The 20,993-nt window shown below is 37.0% G+C and carries 16 protein-coding genes, 1 tRNA gene and 1 pseudogene; 12 read left to right on the forward strand and 6 right to left on the reverse strand.

All coding sequences use genetic code 11. From position 1 onward, the window contains the following. The 10 genes from H740_RS11100 to H740_RS11150 form a co-directional block, all read left to right on the forward strand. Positions 1 to 346: methyl-accepting chemotaxis protein (locus H740_RS11100; RefSeq protein ID WP_002953887.1), on the forward strand; the 346-nt coding region annotated here is incomplete at its 5' end. A gap of 116 nt (positions 347 to 462) precedes the next feature. Further along, entirely contained in the window at positions 463 to 1,368 is a 906-nt protein-coding gene (locus H740_RS11105; protein ID WP_002953889.1) for a radical SAM protein, read from the forward strand. 117 nt (positions 1,369 to 1,485) lie between these two features. Further along, a tRNA-Asn gene (locus H740_RS11110) sits at positions 1,486 to 1,560 on the forward strand. A 469-nt stretch (positions 1,561 to 2,029) separates the two neighbouring features. Further along, positions 2,030 to 3,250: a tyrosine-type recombinase/integrase gene (locus tag H740_RS11120; protein ID WP_002953892.1), complete on the forward strand. Its 1,221-nt coding sequence runs from the start codon at positions 2,030 to 2,032 to the stop codon at positions 3,248 to 3,250. A 77-nt stretch (positions 3,251 to 3,327) separates the two neighbouring features. Next, entirely contained in the window at positions 3,328 to 4,101 is a 774-nt protein-coding gene (locus tag H740_RS11125; protein ID WP_002953894.1) for a hypothetical protein, read from the forward strand. Further along, on the forward strand, positions 4,046 to 4,753 hold the full coding sequence (locus H740_RS11130; RefSeq protein WP_156318425.1) for a hypothetical protein: 708 nt from the start codon (positions 4,046 to 4,048) through the stop codon (positions 4,751 to 4,753). Before H740_RS11125 ends, H740_RS11130 begins: the two co-directional genes overlap by 56 nt. Before the next feature lie 115 nt (positions 4,754 to 4,868). After that, entirely contained in the window at positions 4,869 to 5,465 is a 597-nt protein-coding gene (locus H740_RS11135; RefSeq protein WP_002953897.1) for an ATP-dependent Clp protease proteolytic subunit, read from the forward strand. Next, entirely contained in the window at positions 5,458 to 7,005 is a 1,548-nt protein-coding gene (locus H740_RS11140; protein WP_002953898.1) for a type IV secretion system DNA-binding domain-containing protein, read from the forward strand. The genes H740_RS11135 and H740_RS11140 overlap by 8 nt, the downstream gene beginning before the upstream one ends. A 53-nt stretch (positions 7,006 to 7,058) precedes the next feature. Beyond that, positions 7,059 to 7,403, forward strand: a complete 345-nt coding sequence (locus H740_RS11145; protein WP_002953899.1) for a hypothetical protein — start codon at positions 7,059 to 7,061, stop codon at positions 7,401 to 7,403. 89 nt (positions 7,404 to 7,492) lie between these two features. Next, complete coding sequence (locus H740_RS11150) at positions 7,493 to 8,836, forward strand: hypothetical protein (protein WP_002953900.1); 1,344 nt, start codon at positions 7,493 to 7,495, stop codon at positions 8,834 to 8,836. 368 nt (positions 8,837 to 9,204) lie between these two features. On the opposite strand, the pseudogene H740_RS11160 reads toward H740_RS11150, so the two are convergent. Both H740_RS11160 and H740_RS11165 read right to left on the reverse strand, forming a co-directional pair. Next, positions 9,205 to 10,284 (reverse strand): annotated as a pseudogene (locus H740_RS11160) (integrase core domain-containing protein). A 125-nt stretch (positions 10,285 to 10,409) separates the two neighbouring features. Next, entirely contained in the window at positions 10,410 to 12,158 is a 1,749-nt protein-coding gene (locus tag H740_RS11165; protein ID WP_002953902.1) for a ShlB/FhaC/HecB family hemolysin secretion/activation protein, read from the reverse strand. Positions 12,159 to 12,538: 380 nt separating this feature from the next. Here H740_RS11165 and H740_RS11170 point away from each other — a divergent pair, with 380 nt between their 5' ends. Both H740_RS11170 and H740_RS11175 read left to right on the forward strand, forming a co-directional pair. Further along, positions 12,539 to 17,536, forward strand: coding sequence for a two-partner secretion domain-containing protein (locus H740_RS11170; RefSeq protein ID WP_002953903.1), 4,998 nt, complete (start codon positions 12,539 to 12,541; stop codon positions 17,534 to 17,536). 328 nt (positions 17,537 to 17,864) lie between these two features. Then, the gene (locus tag H740_RS11175; protein ID WP_002953904.1) at positions 17,865 to 18,368 is read left to right on the forward strand and encodes a hypothetical protein; all 504 of its coding nucleotides are present in this window, start codon (positions 17,865 to 17,867) and stop codon (positions 18,366 to 18,368) included. A gap of 300 nt (positions 18,369 to 18,668) precedes the next feature. Here H740_RS11175 and H740_RS11180 read toward each other — a convergent pair whose 3' ends face one another. The 4 genes from H740_RS11180 to H740_RS12010 all read right to left on the reverse strand — a co-directional run. Then, positions 18,669 to 19,568: an aldehyde dehydrogenase family protein gene (locus tag H740_RS11180; RefSeq protein ID WP_414734178.1), complete on the reverse strand. Its 900-nt coding sequence runs from the start codon at positions 19,566 to 19,568 to the stop codon at positions 18,669 to 18,671. Positions 19,569 to 19,608: 40 nt separating this feature from the next. After that, positions 19,609 to 20,115: an aldehyde dehydrogenase family protein gene (locus H740_RS12325; protein ID WP_231679361.1), complete on the reverse strand. Its 507-nt coding sequence runs from the start codon at positions 20,113 to 20,115 to the stop codon at positions 19,609 to 19,611. An 86-nt stretch (positions 20,116 to 20,201) separates the two neighbouring features. Further along, positions 20,202 to 20,420, reverse strand: coding sequence for a hypothetical protein (locus H740_RS11185; protein WP_002953905.1), 219 nt, complete (start codon positions 20,418 to 20,420; stop codon positions 20,202 to 20,204). Continuing rightward, on the reverse strand, positions 20,420 to 20,993 hold a 574-nt coding region (locus tag H740_RS12010; RefSeq protein WP_002953906.1), incomplete at its 5' end, for a hypothetical protein. The genes H740_RS12010 and H740_RS11185, both read right to left, overlap by 1 nt.

Genomic DNA, 20,993 nt, shown 5'->3' on the forward strand with positions numbered 1-20,993 from the left:
GAATTTGCTAGCTCTAAACGCAGCTATCGAAGCAGCAAGAGCAGGCGAGCATGGCAGAGGCTTTGCCGTCGTTGCCGATGAGGTTAGAAAGCTCGCCGAGCGCACGCAAAAGAGCCTCGGCGAAATCGAAGCTAATGCAAACGTACTAGCTCAAAGCATCAACGAGATGAGTGAGAGTATCAAGGAGCAAAGCGAAGGTATAAATATGATAAATCGCTCTGTTGCTCAGATAGATGAGCTTACACACAACAATGTAGGCGTCGTAAGTAGAACTAATGAAGTAACCGCGCAGGTCGACAACATGGCTAAGGCTATCGTCGAAGACGTGAGGAAGAAGAAATTTTAACTCTCGTGACGGCTCTGTTTTTTGCAGGGCCGTCAAATTTACCCTAATTTTATCCGCTTTAATCAAATTTATCCACGCTTTTAGTATAATCGCACATCTTAAATTTAGGAAAATAAATGCACATCGTCTTTGGTCCCGTTAGCTCGCGCAGGTTTGGCGTTTCGCTGGGCGTCGATCTATCGCCAGCGCAAAAGTGCTGTAACTTTGACTGCGTTTACTGCGAACTCACGGCGGCAAAACCCGTCGCGGCTATAGAAAATCCGCCTAGCGTAGAACAAGTAATCGCCGAGGTGAAGGCTGCGCTCGCCGTGCATCCGCACATTGACGTCATCACGCTAACGGCAAACGGCGAACCGACGCTTTATCCAGATCTGGCAGGGCTCGTAAGAGAGCTAAATTTGATAAAAGGTCGGGCTAAAACACTCATCCTCTCAAACGGTTCAGGCGTGCTTGATCCTAAAATTTGCGAGGCGCTAAAGAGACTTGATATCGTCAAATTTAGCCTTGATAGCGCGGTGCAAAAGACATTTGTCAGGATTGATCGCTCGGGCGAGAAAATCGACATTAGCGAGCTAGTAGCTGTGATGGCTAAATTTAGGCGAGAATTTAAAGGCGAGCTGGTGCTTGAAATCCTGGTTGTAAAGGGGCTAAACGATACGAAGGTGGAATTTGAGGCACTAAATGCGGCGCTAAATCAAATTTTACCAGTCCGTGTGGACATAAGCACCATAGATCGACCGCCTGCGTACCCGGTCAAAGGCGTGAACCGTGAGCTCCTATATGAGCTTGCGCAGCAAATTTCCGGCGTACCGTGCGTGATAGCGTCGGCAAAATACGGCGATGAAAAATTTGAGCTTAGCAAAGAGGAGCTACTTGAGCTAGTAAAACGCCGCCCGCAAAGCGAAAGCGACGTAACAAATAGCTTTTCTGAGGGTTCGAAGCAAAATTTGCAGAAGCTTTTAGCGGACGGAAAGATAAAAATAGTAGATGCGGCGGGGGCTAAATTTTACCGACTTGCGTGATTTTGGCAAGGGAATTTAACCTTTTTTCCAGCTAAATTTTTGCCATCAGTAAATTTTAGCTAAAATTAATTGACAAATGATACGTTTTTGCCTATAATACGACTTCTTTTAAAACGTTCCGGATTAGCTCAGCGGTAGAGTAGTCGGCTGTTAACCGATTGGTCGCTGGTTCGAATCCAGCATCCGGAGCCACTTAATATTTCCTTAAGCTTCCTATTAATTCCAATTTTTATCAAAAAAGCCCTAAAATACGAGATTTGCTTTTACTTATATTTCTATTTTATTCTATTTCTTTTCGTTTTTTTGTATCATGTTTCCGAAAAACATGGTATCTCTTATGGTATCTCCTTTAAATATACGCTTTTAGGAGATACCATAAATTTGAGTTAAGCGCCGTTTTTCGGAACTTTTCGCCACTTTCTGGAAAGTCAAAAATAGCAATTTTTCGGTAAAAAACGAAACTTTTTGCTATCTTTTGCAAACGAGATACCAAAAGAGATACCCTAATGTTTTTCAAAGTCCTAATTTTAGGCAATATTATACGGTTTTTAGAAAAAAAGATCGCAAAAAGGCATTCTAGATCCCCTTTTTGCTTTTTTAAAATTTTAAAAAACATTATAATGAATGCATAAGATAAAAAAATTAAAAGGAAAAAACATAGATGATAATCACAAAAGAAGAACAGATACAAAAGCTTCCCGTAAGCGGAAAGAAGGAAATGCATAGCTTGGCTTGCCTAAGAGAGCTAAAACTTATACTTACTGCAAGCGGAGCTAAGATATTTAAATTTCGCTACGAAAATAAACTAACGGGCGATAGAACTACTAAGACCCTAGGAGAGTATAGGCAAGGGGTATATTCCATAAAAGAAGCTAGAAATGATGCCATAAAACTACTTATGCTTTATCAAGAAACGGGTTGCATCAGTAAAGACGTAGAACTTAGCTATGGCGATCTTTGGGCGCAGTGGAGAAAACAAAGAGCTTCAAGAACCGATATAAAACATACTAGCGACGAGAGTACTTTAAATTTAGTCGAGCGTTGCGTGCTTCCGCTTATCGGAAACATAATGCTTAAAAACTTTAACGATTCAAAAACTACCGATATGCTCATTACTCAGTTTAAAAAGCTTCAAACTCCGGATAACCCTAGAACCGAAACCCTAAGAAAATGCGTAAGATACGTAAGAATGTCTTTAGATTTTGCAATCATGAAAGGATATCTAAAAACAAATCCGGCAGATATTATAGGTAAGAATTTTAAATCCCTTATGGCCCAAAAGCCTACCCGACATTTTAGAGCTATAACGGATCCTAAGATTTTAAAAGAATTTATAGCTTCGGTTAATTCTTACTATGGAGACGCTAGTATACTAAACTGTCTTAAATGGCAGATGCTATACGCCCTCCGCTCCCAAAACGCTAGAAATATAAGCTGGGAGGAGATAGATTTTAGCAAAAAGATATGGACGATACCTGGCGAAAAGATAAAGATGACTCAGGACTTTATTATTCCATTAACCGATACGGCTATAAAGATTTTAAAAGAACAGGGCATCAAAAAGAGCGGATACGTCTTTGAATCCGGAATCTCAAAAACCAGAATGCTTAGCGAAAACACTCTAAATCAAGCCATAAAGCGTATAGGGTTTGGTGACCATACCGTATCTCACGGATTTAGAACCACTTTTTTAACGATAGCTGATGAAAACTCCATAGCTCAAGGATTTAGCGATAAAATCTTATCGCTTTGTATAGATCATAGACTAAGACACGCCGTAGCGTCGGACAAAGCATACAATAGAGCCAAATTCGAATCCGAAAAAAGAAGAGTATTTGAGTGGTGGCATGGTTATTTGGGCGAACTAGGGTTTAATAAGTAAAATTATTATACTAGAAGCGACGTAAAACCTTGCTTCTAGCATCCATTTACAGTATAACGAAATTCGAAGGAAACATCATGAGTAGTAATTTTAAAATAAGTTACGAAGAGCATATATCTATTTCAACCAAGAGCATTCACGCTAAAAAACTAGGAGAAACAAATAAAACAGCCTACATACCGAACAATGACGAGCGCAAAGAAAAGCTTATCAAAGACTCGGTTATTAATCTATACGCCTTAGCTTTAAAAGAAAAGGAGTTTTACGATTTTAAAGATTACGAGACCGACGATTACGAAAAATTAAAAAATATAGCCTACAATCCCTTGTTGGAAGCCAAAGAAAAAGGCTATAGCAGGGAAAGGAAGATTGCAGGTCGCATAAAAAATACATTGGGTTTAGAGTGCTCGCAAGATCCGCACAAATACCTAATCAATACTTTCTATATAAAAAAGTACATAAGCAATAATCGGTCGAACACCAGGAGTGAGGATAGGCATCTTAAAAATTTATTTAACGACTTATTCGAAAGGCTTACGTTGCTTAGTGTTGAAAATAAATCTTCTCAACCCCAGGCTATAAACGATAAAAACTGTTACATAATATCTCCATGCAAAGTTTTGGAAAATCACGTTAGAAATATAAAAAGCTTTAAAATCGACGAATACGAAGAGTATAGGCTTTTTCAAGATAGTGCTTTTATAGTCCTAACCAGCCTTAAGGCCAGTTACACTTGGGAACTTATAACAATAAAAGACTTTCTAAAAAAAAGAAGCCGCACTCAAACAAGAACAAATGCAAAAAGAACCTGCCGCAAGTTCCCCTATGGTATTGTATCTTTATACCCCTAATGAAGTCGGCAATATAAAATTTGATTACTTCATAAAAAACGTAGCCGCAATAATAGCTTATAAGGGCGGAGTAACCCTCATAGATAATGATTATAGAACCGTAGATTTAAAAGATATAGGAATGGAAATTTTTGAACTTGATATATTTAAAGATAGATGGATAAGCTTTAGATATGAGGATAGTCTAGTAATATTTTCAAGAAAATATCCTAAATTTTACGAATTTGATGAAATGGCAGAAGATATTAATGCCGTTAGAACAGGTCGAAAGACATATGGAAAAGAAAATTTTGCTCGCGTAGTACATACTTGTTTTTCTAATTCTTTTAGCATCGACGATTCTTTAAGGCTTATTGAGCGTAGCAATTTATTGCTATCAAACGACTTTAAATCTAAATTGAGAGAAGAGTCTAGAAATTTGCTATCATATGAATATGCAAAACAAGATCGAAACGATTTAAATAAAACATGGCTAAAAAGCGATCTAAAATTTCTTTATCAAGCTACCAACCCTTGGCACGAAAAAACCATTTCTAAAGAAGAGGTGGCGGTGCTTATACTAAAAGAAAAAACGGGCGTTGTCTTGTCCAAATTTGTTGAAGAACACAAAAACTCCGATACTTTCAAATATACTTTTATAAGAAGTTCGTAAAAATAATAATTCTATAAACCCCCATAACTGCAGATCTAGCTAGTATAGGTGGAATGAAATCAAGCGCCTTTTAGTCTACAATTCTCCTCGTAAAACAAAAAAACAAGGAGAAAAAATGGCAAACGAAATTTCGTTTCATCCAAACGACATACAGACTACTCTGCTGGCCGATAGAAATATATTTCTTTACGGCGAAATCAATCAAGATATCTGTCTTGCTACCCAAAAAACGCTCCTATACTTCGACGGCATAGACGACAAAAGCGATATAAATATCTATATATCGGGACCAGGAGGCTCAATAAACGACGGTCTGGGCTTAATAGATATCATGAGAACGATAAAATCTCGCATAAACGTCATATGCGTAGGGCAAGCCGCATCGATGTCGGCTCTAATATTTTTAAACGGCGATCGCAGATACATGATGCCAAACTCACAGCTTATGCTTCATCAGCCTTTAGGTGGAGCTTCTGGACAAGCTAGCAATATAGAGCTTATCTCAAAGCAAATTTTAAAACTGAAAGCACGGATTAATAATATGATCTCGCAAAACAGCGCCTTAGATCTTAAAAGGGTTGAGAGCATAACCGATAGGGATTGCTATATAGATGCTCAAACAGCATTGGAGTACGGCCTGGCTGACGACATCATAAAACCTACAAAAAATAGAAAAACAAAAAATCAAATAAAAAGGATAGCTAATGTCTAAATTTTCAATCTTAAACAAGTCAAACAAAAAATCGGATGCAAAGTCTTGCAGTCAAATAGAAAAAGAAAGTGCTATTCATATAAATAAAGACTTCACCCATGCTATGATTACCGGGCAAACCGGATGTGGCAAAACAACATCTGCTATATTGCCTATTATGGACGATCGCATAAAATCGAAGCATGGGCTACTGATATTTGACTATAAAGGCGGCGAACACTTTAAGATAAAGTACTTAGCCAAAAAATACAAAAGACTAAAAGACGTAGTTATGATTAATGTTCCTTGGGGAGAACGCATTAATATAACCGCAGAAGCTAGCGAAAAATTGTTACAGAATTTTTTCAAGTTAAGTTTCGGAGGCAAAAACGATCCTTTTTGGGCCAATATGGCTACAGGCATAGCTTCGAAAAGCATTTCTTTATTGGCCAGTATCGATGAATTTAACAAAAGCGGTTTTTGCGAGCTTATGAGAGGACGTCTAGAGGATGCTACGCCTAATATAAAAAACCTATTTAAACACACTCAGGCAATATCTAATTTTAGAGTTTTTTACGACACGGTAAAAGAATACAAAAATTATATTCGTAATGGTAGCGATGTTCTTAAAAGTTTTCAAAATTTTAAAGACGATCCAGCTGACTTAAGAGCCGAAGTAGCTAAAAATATACATAAGTTAATTGCCGTAAAAGACAAAGCTGGTAACTTCTTAGAGACTTTTAGCGAATACGCATATTGCGCCAACCATGACACAAGGGAGCAAAAGGAGAAATTTTACGGCAACTATAGTTTTATGCTTTTGGCCCTACAAGATTTGGCGGATTCTGAATTTTTAAACCATGACGGTGCTAGCATAAGCTCGCTTTTAAATGATGGAAAAATCGTTATAATTAACTGTGCCGGCCTAAAAGATAACGCAACCGAGCTAATGATAAACTCGACTCTTTCAAATTTAGTTAAAAGAATAGCCAAAAGTGACAAAAATCCGGTAAGCGTATTTATAGACGAAGCCCAAAGGGTTCTTAACGGCTCAACCGATCTTTACGCAGACGTATTAAGAGAAGCCAAAGTAGAGCTTATACTCGCTTTTCAAAACGAAGATATCTTGAAGCAAAGTATAGGGGGCGAAGCTAGATATAAAGAGTTAGTTGGAAATTTGAGCCACCAGTACTTCTTTAAAAACTCACAAAAACAGTATGCGGATGGAACCAGTAGAGATTTTAGCAAACTTAGTTCCTTTGAATATTATCACGAGGGTCAAATTTATAAAGCTAAACCCATGTTTATCAAAGAAAATGATCTTTTAAAAGCTGAACTCGCGTTTCAAAAATTGCGTAACATAGCTAGTGTCTACGCTGCTGAAAATATCGCTGAAGACGAAGTGCTAATTTACAATGAAGAGCTTTATAGGGCCAATAACTCTTTTATCTGTAAAAGGATTAGCGATGGATCGATCAGGCAAGTAATTTATCTTGATGATCGCACAAAAAATGAACTAGACGAGCTTTTTGAATCAGATGAGTATCTATATATAGCTTAGAGACCTAATGGGTCCAAAAGGGCCCAATATTTTTATATAAAAAAGGAATTAATATGGGAACCAGAGCATTGCGTATTTCAGAGTTAAAATTAGAAAACGATATAAAGGAATTTGCGGTTTTATTCGAAGAGATGGACAGTAAAATAGCAAGCTTAAAAGACGGTATAGGTAAAGATTCCACTGAAGAAGCTGCAGGAAAGATTAGCGAATGCATGAAATTTTATGAAAAGAACTTTTATCCTAGAATTCACGATATGAGATATTATATGGATTTCGTCTCCTGCTTATCTTCGATGGTTAAGCATAGAGCAAGATGGATACGAGTTAAAGCATTTGTTTGCGGCACGATTTTTGGTTCGTGGTTTATTATTATATGGCAATGGGGAGCATTTTTTTAAATAACTGAATTATTTTTAAGTATTTTTATTTAACCAACCTGAGTTTTTATAATTAAGTTAATTTAGATTCAAAAATATAAAGGAAACTCATGAAAATAAACGGCTACGAAATCGTAATTAACGTTTTATCCGATAATTTAACTCCGCAAGAAGCCATCGGTAGGATGGCTCACAACTTAAGAGAGCCCAAGCAAGCCAAGAAAATTCGATATTTAAGAAGAGGTTCTAAAAGCAATAAGTATTATGTTCAAAGCCCTATTGGTGCTCTAGTAGATATGTCTCAAACCCAAACGACGCACGATAACATCGAAAAACTTATAAAAGAAAAACTATCTAAATTTAAGGCCGATTATGAAAAGCAAAAGATAACCGATAAAAATGGAAAAGCAAAAAAGCGAGCTTGGCAAAAGAAGATGACGCCTTTTACCGAAATTATTCTCTCTTTCGGTACGCAAAGACCCAAAGAGGCCAAAGAGGGGCTAAACAAAGATGAATCCGCTTTTATCAATGGTTTAGATATGCTTCCTAGGGTTATGGGCTTCATTAACGGTTATTGTAATAAATACGGCGTAGAGTGCATCTCTGCCTGCGAGCATAACGACGAAAAGACCAGACATTGGCAGATAATTTTTGAAAACTACGATTATGCCAATCACACTTGCATTAGGAGAAGTAAAACACAGATGTCCAAATACGGCAAGGAACTGCAAGATATGGGCGCAGATGCGTTTAGGGGTATCGCTGTAAGAGGCGTAAGAGGTAGCGAGGCTACTCACAAGAATCTAAAACAAATGCATAAAACCGAAATCTCTTATGAAAACGAAAAAGCGTTAGAAAATAAAATCAATTCTAGCTTTAAGGGATACGTCAATGAAAATTTTGAGAAGGCAAACCCACTAATAGGCGAGTCGTACTATAAAATATCCAAGGACGGCATGAGCGAGTTCACAAAAACCATTAGCGAAGTGATCTATGCTGCTACCGAAGAAAATATTACGATACTTCAAGCCCCTGAATTAAAAGAGCAGATAGACGAGCTAGAAAAACAATTAGCTAGCAAGAGTGAAGTTTTTGCACAAAACAAAGAGCTACAGGCAAATAATGAACTCTTGCTTAAAGAAAATCCAGAACTAAAAGAATTAAACGCGAAATTTAGCGATAAAGAGATAATCATCTCGCAACAAAACGAAATTAAGGAATTAAAAGAGGCTATCAAACAAAAGGATATCGTCGTAAAAGAGCTCAAAAATAAGATATCAAGCGACGAAAAAATCCTAGAACAAGCTCAGACTAATGAGACAGAAATGAAAAGGTTAAAATATATCGAAGGTCAAAAGATTAATATCGAAATCCAAAACAAGTATATAGAAGAAGAAAAAGCCAAATTGGAAACGCAAATAAACATATATAAACAGCAAGCCGATAAAGCATAAATCCTAAACAAAAAACGAGAAAAAACGGCTCTATAAACTAAAGAATGCCACAAAAATCAATAGAACGATACAAAAAGAAAAACAGAAGCTAGAAGAAGAAAACGAGAGACTAAAAGAGGAGAATGCTCTGCTTAAAGCCTTTAAAGATAAAATTGTAAATTTCTTTAAGAGCGTAGCGAATAAAATTCCCGCCATAAAGGAGTTTATCTACGACAATGCCCCAGAGATAAAAGGAGAGGTTTTTGAAAGAAGGGATATGGGGATTGAGATAGATTAAAGCTATGCTATAGCCAATATCTGTATATAATTTGCACAAATCTAAACTTCATCTGACACAAGACAATTGCTCCTATAAAATTTGTCATATATTACGACACTCTATCTTGCGACTCCGATGGATTATAGTCTATCATCTTGATTTTAGCAAGATGTTTTGTTTTTTCAAAGCATTCCATAGGAGTCATGCCTTGGCAATTCTTTCCTTGATGGGTTCTTTTCATGTTGTAATGTTCTAGCCATTTATCTAAATCATCTTGTAGCTCCTCTAGGGTATTATATATCTTGGTTATAAAAGCGACTGCATAGAATTCTTGTTGTATGGTTTTATGAAATCTCTCGCAAATACCATTTGTTTGCGGGGATTTTGCTTTCGTAAAAGTATGGTCTAACTCTTATATGGCAAGATATAGCTCATACTCGTGATGCTCTCTTATTCCTTTATATTCGCTTCCTCTATCCGTAAGCATTCTAAGAAGTTTTATGTCGTTTAAATCATAAAAAGGTATAACTCTATCATTTAATAAGTCAGCAGCGACAAGAGCATTCTTTCTATCGTACAATTTACAAATTGCAACCTTAACATACGTATCAATATATGTTTGCTGATAGATCTTTCCTATGCCTTTTACGGTCCCCGCAAAGTAAGTGTCTTGACTTCCAAGATAGCCCGGAAATAAAGTTTGCATTCACCGTGCGCTATCTTTTCTTCTTTGGCGCTTTCCAAAGCTCTGACTTGCTCTTGCGTTAATATGAAGTTTTCTTTAGATGATTTTTTCTATAGCAGCTTAAGTCTTAGTTTCATAGTTTGAAGATTATGCCTAAGCCAGATATTTCTAACCCCTCCAGGGAAAAAAATACCTCTCTTTTTAAGCTCATTACTGGCTCTTAGTTGCCCGTAAGCGGGAAAGTCTATAGCAAATAAAGTAACAGCGTCTTCAATCTCTCTGGCTATCCTGTTTTTAAAATTAGGTTTTTTGTCTGCTTACTTCTTGTAGACCCTCTTCTCCATATTCGTCATAAAGTTTTTTAAATCTATCTTACGCTTAGCTTCACTTTGTTTGCTACTGATGGGACGCGCCCTCTTTGAGAAAACTATCTCTGCTATAGCCAAATACTTTACAAGCTCTTGAAACGCTTCCCAGCTCTTGAGCTAGATTTAATAACCCCAACTTATTTTTATGATCTTTTGTTGATTATACAAATTCATGAATGCTCTCCTGATGTATTTAGGGGAAATTGGGCTATATGTTATAAAATGTCAGATTAAGTATTGACTAATACAATTTTACACTCCTTAAAATCCGAGTCCAATCCTAAACCCTATATGTACCTTATTTGTTTCAAAGTATTTTGGTTTATAAATTGGCTTTGAAAACAACAGGTCATAGTTTAGATTTGTGCCTAGCGCCTCAAATGAGCCTTTTATACCTATGCCAGCACCTGCGAGTTTATTTGAGTTATAGCTTTGTGAGGTAGTATCATATACGGCTCCGCCATCAAGCGCAAAATATAAAGCATGATTACTTACATAGTTATATGATAGCGTATTTCTTAGATATATGCCTTTTTGCCCCACTAGGCTCATTCGTCCATCAAATCCTCTGATGCTGTAAATCCCACCAATGCTTAGTCTATCTTGCAGTGTTAGTTTGGATGTATTGTATTGGGCATGAAGATGGGCGTCGTATGTTATATTATTATTCAGTCTGCTTTTGTATCCAAGATCAAGTAACCAAATTTTCATCCTGCTTGTACCCTCGCCAATACTTTGCTCTGGAGCCGGCTGTGCCCCCAGCATACCGGTGCCCCTTTTGTATGAGAGTGAGCCGTATAATTGAGAACTATTTATATTGAGCTGCGATTTTACGCCCAGTTCATACCCGGCCGTTACTCTTCTTTGATTTGCAAGTTCAAACTCTTCTATATAGTTTTGACTATTTCTTTTAAAGAAATTTATAAATGCAGTTGATTTTAGGTTTTGATCCCTATAAAAAAGGTAATAAAGCCCTAGGTTTTGTACTCTTGAAACCCCGCTATATTTATATAAGTTGTTTGCTCCAGCTATTATTTGATCGTAGCTATAACGTGAATTTGTATAGTTAACAGCATACTGTCCAAATGGGACAGAAAAATTTATATAGTGATTATGTGAGCCCCCTTTTTTGTTTTCATTATTTAACCTTGTCTCCTCTTTATTAAATACCGCCTTACCTACGCTTATGGCATAGCTTTCATTAAAGCCAAGAAGATTAAATGCACTAAGTGCAGCACTTGTTTGGTATCTGCCAGTCTCTTTGCTGCCGGCATTGTCTAACCCCAGAAATAGCGACAGCGGCAAAGCTCTAGATTTTCTAGTAATAATTATATCTGTGGAGTTTATAGCTTTTGATGGAGCCAGAGAAACGTCAACCTCACCAAGAGTGGCATTCGAGATATTTTCTAATGCTTGTTCTATGTTTCTAATGTTTAGTGTTTTATTGTGGTCTATCTCTCCAAATGCGCTAAATAGCATGCCTCTATGTCTTTGGTTATTATCATTATTGATGGAGATACTATTTATGGTGCCTAAATTTAGTTCAAATTCAAGTCTTCTTGATTTTAGATTAACTGGCTTTATGTTAGCGGTTGTTGTTATGTATCCGGCTGAGATGATTTTATTATTAAAGCTTGAGATAATAGCATTTATGCTGTTTTCTCCTAGACACATACCGCCTTTAAATCCAAGATCACTCAAGGTAGATCTAAGATAGTTTTGAAATTTGTAGCCCTCGTTAGAGTCTTTGTCGTCAAGGGCAATGTAATCTATCTCAAAACAAGGCGACTCGTTTAGATCTAGTTGGGGTATTTTGGTATCATTATCGCTCCATTGTTCTAGTTTTATATCGCTATGTTTACTTAGGCTTTGAGCCTGTTTTATTATATTTTGTTCATTTACACTTTCGCGCTGATTTATGTTTGGCTCATTGACTCCAAAAAGACAAACGCAGATAGTTGACAGCAATAGCATAATTTTCAATGATTTATTTTTATAAGCGTAAAACAAACTTAGCCTTTGTAAATTTTTAAAAGAAGTATTTTATTTACTTATTCTTTAAAATATCATTTAAAAATATCGGCATTTTAAAATAGTATTGTATTGTAACACGATAATAAAATATTATTTCATCACATGTTCTGCTGCAAGATCTCTCAAAATTTGATTTTTACTTTTGTCTTGTTCTTTTTGTTTTTACTTTTAAAACTTGTCTTGTCATCAAAGAAGTATGTCTCAGTATGGTACATCGGCTGATTTTTCGATTTTTAGCATTGCTTGTGCCTTTTGGTATTAAATATGATAGTTACAAATTATTTAAAAAGTTAATTAAATATGAAGTAACCTGTTGTTATAATTTGGTTACTAAGTTACCAAAAGGATCCCCGTTTATGCCTACTGCTAAGCAAGCCATCTCTTTTATAGTAAGCCTCTCTCTGCTTGTTGTTAATTCATTTGCCGTCATCATCTCCGACCCCGCCGCTGCCAAAGCCAATCAGCCAGCCATTCTAAAGGCGCCCAATGAGGCAACTGTAGTAAATATAACTACCCCCAACAATAAAGGCATCTCATTTAATGAATATAAGCAGTTTAATACGACTAATTCCGGCACAGTTCTAAATAATTCAGCAAACGGTGCCAATACCCAAATAGCCGGCTTCGTAAATGCAAATCCTTTCTTGAATGGCGGCAGCGCTAGCTTAATAATAAATCAGGTAAATTCAAATAACCCATCTTTGCTAAAAGGAAATTTAGAGATAGCTGGAGCCAGAGCTGATCTGCTAATAGCTAATCCTAGCGGTATAAGCATAAATGGTCTAAATGTAATAAATGCTAACTCATCTAGCTTTGCCACTTCTAAAGTTATTCTCAATAATGATGGTAGCTTAAAAGAGCTAAATCTAAATCCCTATCTAAATGGCGGCATGCAAAGTAAAATAGAAATAGTGGGAAATGGATTAAACGATAAAAATAGTAATTACACAAATATCATAGCAAATACTATAAGCGTAGCTTCAAATATCCACTCTGGTGAGTTAAATCTAATATCTGCTAACGGTAAGGTACTAACCAGTGGCTCGGGTAAATTTAGCGTTCCCTTATCCGCTAATATTAATTCTGCCACATCATCTACTAACGCCATATCGATCGATAGTACAAACCTAGGTGGCATGTATGCCAATAAAATATGCATCATAGCCACTAGCGACGGTGTTGGCGTCAATAATGCCGGTATCATAAAAGCTAATAATATAAGAATAAATGCACATGGGGATATATTAAACGGCGGCATTATAAAAGCCGATAGTGATATACACTTGATCTCTAACAACTCTATATCTAATAAAGATAAAGCTAGTATCATAAGTGGTTCCAATGTAAATATTTCATCTGGTAAAGCTATAAATAACACAGATGGGTCAAGTATAGTGTCGGCCAATAATCTTAAACTAAATGCAAAAGAAATAAATAATGCATCTAGTGACATCTTGGCTTCCAGTATAGATATTGAGGCTAATAAATTAAACAACTACTCGCTAAATAACCTAGAAACAAATAAAGAAAACTTTAGTGGCACTATTGATCTGGGATGTTGTGGAGAAAGGGCGTTTAAACTCAGTAGCGATATAAAAAAGATAAAAGACGAGATAAAAGCTAGGTGGAAACTTGAAGCAAAGAGCTACACCGATGATGAGTTAGAAGCAGAGTTGTTTGATAAAATAGTGTCAGATGACGTTACCGCTTACGCTCTAAATTTGCACAAAAATAGTTATCTGCACGGAACAAGCTCATATCCATATGTATCGCTCCGTCTCGATGAGGGTTCAAATTCTATAATAATTACTACCTCGCATGTAAAAAATTATGAGAAAACCAGAAAGCTTTACTATAATATAGATAAAGAGTACATCACTGATGAGAGTAGGGCTAAGTTCATACCCTCCAATATTTATGCAAATAGCAATATAAATATCAATGCCGATACTATTACAAACGATAAGAGCAGGATCTATGCCGGTAATGATATAAAAGCAAATGCTAAAGAGCTAAATAATATAGGCTTTGATCTAAATAGAGATGTAAGTAGTCATCTGAGATATGAGTGGAAGCAAGAAGAGTGGAAAGGCAAAATAGGAAAAATAACCGGTAAAAAACACTGGGTTACCAAGGGCGGAGATAGTGCTTATATATCTAAAAATTATAAAGAAAATGGCTATCCTGCTGTATTTGCGTCTAATAATAACTTTTATGCAAGCCTTACAAATTTAAATAATGGCAATATAGACGATCTTGCCAATAAAACAATAGATATACCCCTATTTAAGCCAAGCAAAATTTCCCCTATATCATTTTATCCTACAAATACTGGCTTTTTATATAGTATTAATGGAGGACCTATGGCTTACACAATAGGTAAATTTGATACATTTTACAAAGATATAAACTCTCTTATCCAAGCTAGCTTTGAAAGAAACAAGAGCTATAATCAAAGGCCTAGCTCACTAATACTGGCCAAGAATAAAATTTCTATAGATGCCGGCGGAAATATATATAATAGTGCAGCTCTAGTAGCAAGTAGCATAAATCTAAATGCAAACTCCATAACAAATAAAGATGCGCTTTTGATATCTAGCGGCGATACTAATATAAATGCGGATACCAAACTTGCCATTTCCTCAAGTACTATAGTTTCAGATATTATAAATCTAAACGCAAACGATATAAGCATAGATCAAACTAGCTCTGAATATAAAAACTCACGACAAGAAGGTAATACTCTAGGAGCAAGCTCAACCCTAGAGGCTGGTAGCGATATCAGTCTAAAATCCAATAATATATTCATAAGTGGCGCAAGCTTAAAAGCCGGCGGTGATATAAATCTAAATGCCAATAACAATATAGATATAAAAGCCAGCAAAGAAGAGTATGTTTTTGATTTAAAAGGAAAGGATAGTGCCTTTAAGGGAGGAGCTGTATATAACACCGGCTCAAAATTAAAAGCAAACAATATAAATGCTAATGCCAAAGATATAAATTTGGTAGCAGCAAATCTAGATGCTAGTAGCGATATAAATATAAATGCGCAAGACAATATAAACATACAAAGTATAAACGATAGAACGGATCTAGAGGCCACAATAACCACTAAAGGCTTTTTATCTAAAAAGCAAACTAATACTAAAAATATAAAAGAAGGGGTAATATATTCAAATTTAAGGGCGGCCAATATAAATTTAGTATCCAAAGAGGATACTGTAATATCAGGCTCAAACCTATTAGCTAATGATATAAAAATAGATGCAAATAATATCAATATAAATCCTGTCGCATATGAGAGTTTAGAATACTCTCAAACTAATAAGAAAGGCTTTGGCGGCTTTAAAAGATCTCTTGACATTCACTCTTTAGCCAAACTAAGCTTGGCGGGCTCATCGCTAACAACAACTAGCGGCAATATAAGCTTAAATGCAAATAATGATATATCTATCGTCTCTTCAAATATAAATTCTGCATCAATCCTAAATTTAAGCGCTCCTAATACCATCTCTATAATAGCGGCCAAGGAGCAAAGTAAAGAGATAAGCGTACATAAAAGTTCCAAATTTAATCCGCTAGGCACCCTTGCTCATTCGGGTGCTATTGGAACTGGTAGCAGCGAGATCTATACTGTAAATTACAATGAGCAAGGCAGTCTTGATGGATTATCAAAGCTTTCAAACATATCAGCTAAAGATAATATAAATTTGAATACATCTGACGCAACTATCACAGCAAATTTAAGTTCGGACAAAAACATAGATATAAAAGCAAATTCAACTTCTATTCTAAATGCTACTAATACTCATGAAAATTATAGTATATCTAATAGTAAGAGTATAAACATATCCAAACTGCAAGATATATTAAAAGAGAGTAAACCTAAAAGTATAAGCGAACTTAAAAAAGATACTAGCGTAAAGCTAAGAGTGGCGGATGCTAAATATAAAAAGGCCGCCAATAACGCCTCTTCTTTAAAATCTATTAGCTCTACTCTTAATGCTGATAATATAAACATAAAGACCAATGAAGATATAAGCATAACAGGATCTGATTTAAACGCTAAAGAGGATATTAGCATAATAAGTAAAAACGGCAACATATATATCTCAAATAGCACAGATACTCTTGATACTACTTCAGCCTTAAAGCAAGCAGAAGCCGCGCTATCTTTAACTGTCCAAAACGAATATGCCCAAGTAGCGCCAGCCGCCATTGCTCTAGCAGAGGCTATAAAACAGTTAAAAAATGTCAAAAAAGAGTATGATGAGTATAAAAAGCAAAAATCAAATTTATCATCCAAACTAAGCGAAATCAAACAAAGGTATAAAAACAAAGAAGTAGGCGTTGATGCTTCTGATATAGAAGATCTAACTGATATATTAGATAATATAAAAGACGAAGAAAAATACTATATAGCCAACATAGCTCTTGCTACTACAAACGTAGCCTCTAAAACAACAGCCCTAGTATCTCAAGCCGCAGCTGCAGCTTCAAGCTCAGTAACATACGGCTTTAGCGCAGGAGTAGCGGCCGACGTAAGCGGCACTCAAACAAATAGTAAGACCAAACAAACCGTCTCTACTCCATCAAATTTAACCGCTTCTAATATAAGGCTAACGACCAATAAAGACAAAGACGCTAGTACAAACATAACCGGATCAAACCTATTGGCTAGCAATAATATAGATATAAACACTAAAGATCTAAATATAAACTCTAGTCAAGATACATTTGAATTAGACGAGAAGAGTAAGGCTATTAGCGGAAGCGTTAAATTTACTATGTACGGAGGAGGCGGCGGAAGCTTAGGTCTTAACTACTCGCAATCAAACAGCGATAGAGAAAGTATCGCTAATAATAACTCGAGACTAATATCCAATAAAGATATAAACATAAACACAAGCAACGACGCAACCGTCAAAGGAGCAAATTTAAGAGCCGATGGAACGCTAAATTTAAAAGTAGGAAATAATCTAGTCTTAGAGAGCGTAAGAGATAAATATACCTCTAGCCAAAAAGGCTTTGGCATATCAGGCGGAATCGGTCTTGGCGGTAACACCAAAGCAGAGAGTAACGGCATAAAGACGACAGGGCTATTTGATAAAAACCATTTCGTAGATACTAGCAGCGTAAAGACGTCTAGCACCAATGCAAATTTCTCTAGATCAAGATCAAATACTATAACTAAGCAAACCATCCTCTCATCCATAACGGCTAATAACCTAAACGTAGAGGTAGGAAATAATACTCATCTAAAAGGATCACTACTAGCAGCAGGAGAGTATGATAAAGATAATACCTTTATAGATAACCACAACCTAAATTTAAAAAAACACTCTAAGCTATGAGAACCTATCAAATACAAGCTATACCAAAGAAACAAACTTTAGTATAGGGGCTAACTATGCATTTAAAGATACTAAAACAGACAATCAAGCCAAGGCCGACAACAAAGATCTAAATTCTAAGATCACATCAGCCTCCTATTCAAACCAAAGAAATCTAAGCTACACACTATCTAAAAACCTAGCAACTCTAGGCAGTGGCAACATAGAGATAGCAGATAAAGAGAACTCTGATGATCTGGATAGACTAAATAGAGATACTACCAAACCAACAAAAGATCTAGTAAATACTAGCATAAGCTCAAATGTAGATGCTAGTATGGATGCTAGGGTGTTTAGTAAAGAGGGTAGGAAGGAGATAGCAAAAGAGATAGTAGATAGTGGCACCATAATAGACGCCATCAACCAAATAGCGACTACGGATAGAGCAACTATATTATCATTCTTTAAAGAAGTAAGTAAGCAATATAGCGTATTAAACGGCGTCAGAGAAGAAGTAGCAAATTCACCAGAACTGCAAGCATTTTTATCTAGCAGTACTACAACAGATACTCAAAGAAAAGAGGCTATGGGGCTAATAACACTTGCTGTTATGAAGAATTTAGGATATCAACCAAATGATATAAAGTCTATATATACAGACGAAACAGGATATAATGGCGAAAATATAAAAGGTTTTACGAGTTTGCAAACCATTTTATTCATATTCTTCTTCCAGCTGGCAATTGAAATTTTCTATATCTACTTCAATACCAAATTTTTCAAACAATATCTTATTTATCTCTGGTATGATGTCATAGGCACCACTCAAATATTCGTTTCTATTTTCATCTAATTGAATATGCTTTTTATTTGGATAAAATCTTAACAACATTTCTTCAATATTACTTAAAGTGCAATTTTCTATAGGAATAGATTTTATAAAACTATCATCAAATTTATTATAATAAATAATACAAACGTGAGTTTTTGGTTTAGATTTCATTTTTTACCTTTCTATTTTTTACAGGTGTTTTTTCTCTTTAGTTTTTGGGCTACATGATCCTTGATGCTTGCCTTGTTTAGCAGGCTAAATCGGCCCAAAACAAATCTTCACAAGCTAAACTAAATAAATTTAGCTTGTAACCGGCTAAATTTAAAACGGATATTTATGATTTCCCATGCCTTCGACGGTGATCCATTTTAGCTCGGTCATCTCCTCGATAGAAAAATGCCCGCCCTCGCGACCAAGCCCACTCATTTTTACTCCGCCGAAGGGAATATGCGCTTCATCTTGCAATGAAGGGCCGTTTACGTGCAGCATCCCCGTTTCTATTTCCTCGGCGCAGCGCAGATAGTCCGCGACATTTTGAGTGATGACAGTCGCGCTTAGTCCATAATCCGTACTATTAGCTAGTTCTATGGCCTCATCTAAATCTCGCGCTTTGATAATAGCCGCAACCGGCCCAAAAGCCTCGGTTGAAAAGATTTTCATATCAGTCGTAACGTCTGCAACGGTGGTCGGCATATAAAAGTTGTTTTTGCTCGTGCCACCTGTTAGTATCCGCGCGCCTTTTTTCTTTGCGTCGAGAATTAAATCATCGATAAATTCGCATTGTTTACGCTCGATAAGCGGCCCGATAATAGTGCGCGCATCGGTCGGATCGCCGACTTGTAAAATTTTAACTTTTTCCGTAAATTTGGAAACGAAATCGTCATAAATTTTTTCATGCACTATGATGCGCGAGCCTGCCATACAAATTTGACCTTGGTGCATAAAGATACCGAAAAACGCGGTATTTACGGCATAGTTAATGTCCGCATCTTCGAGAACCAGAACGGGACTTTTTCCACCTAGCTCAAGGGTGCATTTTTTCATATTTTTCGCCGCGCTTTGAGCTATATGCCTACCGACCTGGGTCGATCCCGTAAATGTTATCATGGATATACGCTTATCTTCTTGAAATGTTTCGCCAAGCACCTCTTTTGAGCACGGAACGATATTTAGCACGCCGGCCGGCAAACCGGCCTCTTGCAGGATTTCGCCGAATACCAAACCGCAAACGGGCGTGTTTGATGATGGTTTTAATACAAAGCTATTTCCCGCCGCTATGGCAAAGGCAAATTTTTTTACTACTTAGAATCATTGGCGCATTAAACGGCGAAATTCCGGCGATCACTCCCCGCGGACGACGAATAACATACGAAAAAACTCCGTCGTCGTTTGAAACGAAAGTTTGTCCCGTTACGCGTCTGGCTTCACCCGCCGCAACGCGGAATATATCGCTAACGACGCTAATTTCAAAGTTGCATTTTGCTATCATCGAGCCGCTTTCGCGCATCAATATATCCCTAATATCATCCGCTCTTCTTTCAAAAATTTCAGCAGCCCTTAAAAGCACGGCTTCCTTTTCGCGAGGAGTTGTTTTTGCCCAAAGCTTTTGCGCTTTATGCGCGCTTGCGATGGCTAGTTCGATATCCTCTTTGCTAGCCATGTGCACTTTGGCAAACACCGAACCGTCGGCGGGATTTATGCTGTCTACGATAGTGCCGGCGCTTGAGCTTACATACTTGCCGTCTATGTATAGTTTGTATTCTTTCACGATGTTTTCCTTGCTAGATTTAAAGTCTGATTATATACTAGAAATTTTTACCGTATATAAATCCGCCAAAAATGCCAAATTTAGGCTTAAATTTGACTATTTTCTATAAAAATCGCGCAGGTAAAACTCTCTGCGCTCCAGCGCCTAAAAGCGCAGTCGTAGCAGCTAATTTCGCCGCCGCACGCCATCTCCTCCTCGTCGTTATCTAGCTTAAATTTGGCGCAGTTTTCGGCGGTTTCGCGTGCTTTTTCGTAGTCAAATTTGCCGAATCTAAACTCACCCTTTTCGTTAAAATTTGAGCGCATCAAAACCCCCGAAGCTCTTTTACGCTTAAGTTTCTAAAGCTGCCGTCCGCTTCTTTTTTGACGAGCAAAGTCGCCTTGAAATCCAAAAATACCGGCTTTAGCGCGCCGATTAAATTTATGCGCTCGCCAGGCGAAAGAGGTTTAAAATTTTCATCCGCGACCGCCTCGATAAAATTTAACCCAAGCAGCTCAGCCACGCTCAAATTTGACTCTTTTAGTTCAAATTCGCCCCTGATTTTACCGTCGTTTCCACTAAGCCTAAGCCCGATACCGGCAAGCGCGCCGATGACGCCGCGAGCGCCGCTTTTTAACTCTTTTAAAAATACGTTTTGTTCGTGCGCCGTCTCAAACGCCCGCTCCGTGCTCAAATATATCTCCTTTGTGCTTCTGCCAAAATTTATTAGCTCTTGTGCATTTACGATATCTTTTTCAAAGACCGCCGCGATACCGGGCTCCGCGCCGGGCGCGCTTTTGCGCTCTAGAAGCTCAAGGGCAAAATCCAGCACGCTTTGCTTTTGCGACTCGGTAAGCTGGGTTTCAAGGCACATAGAGCTATTGTGCGAGGTGTAGTTG

The sequence above is a fragment of the Campylobacter showae CC57C genome (assembly GCF_000344295.2).
Classification (GTDB): domain Bacteria; phylum Campylobacterota; class Campylobacteria; order Campylobacterales; family Campylobacteraceae; genus Campylobacter_A; species Campylobacter_A showae_B.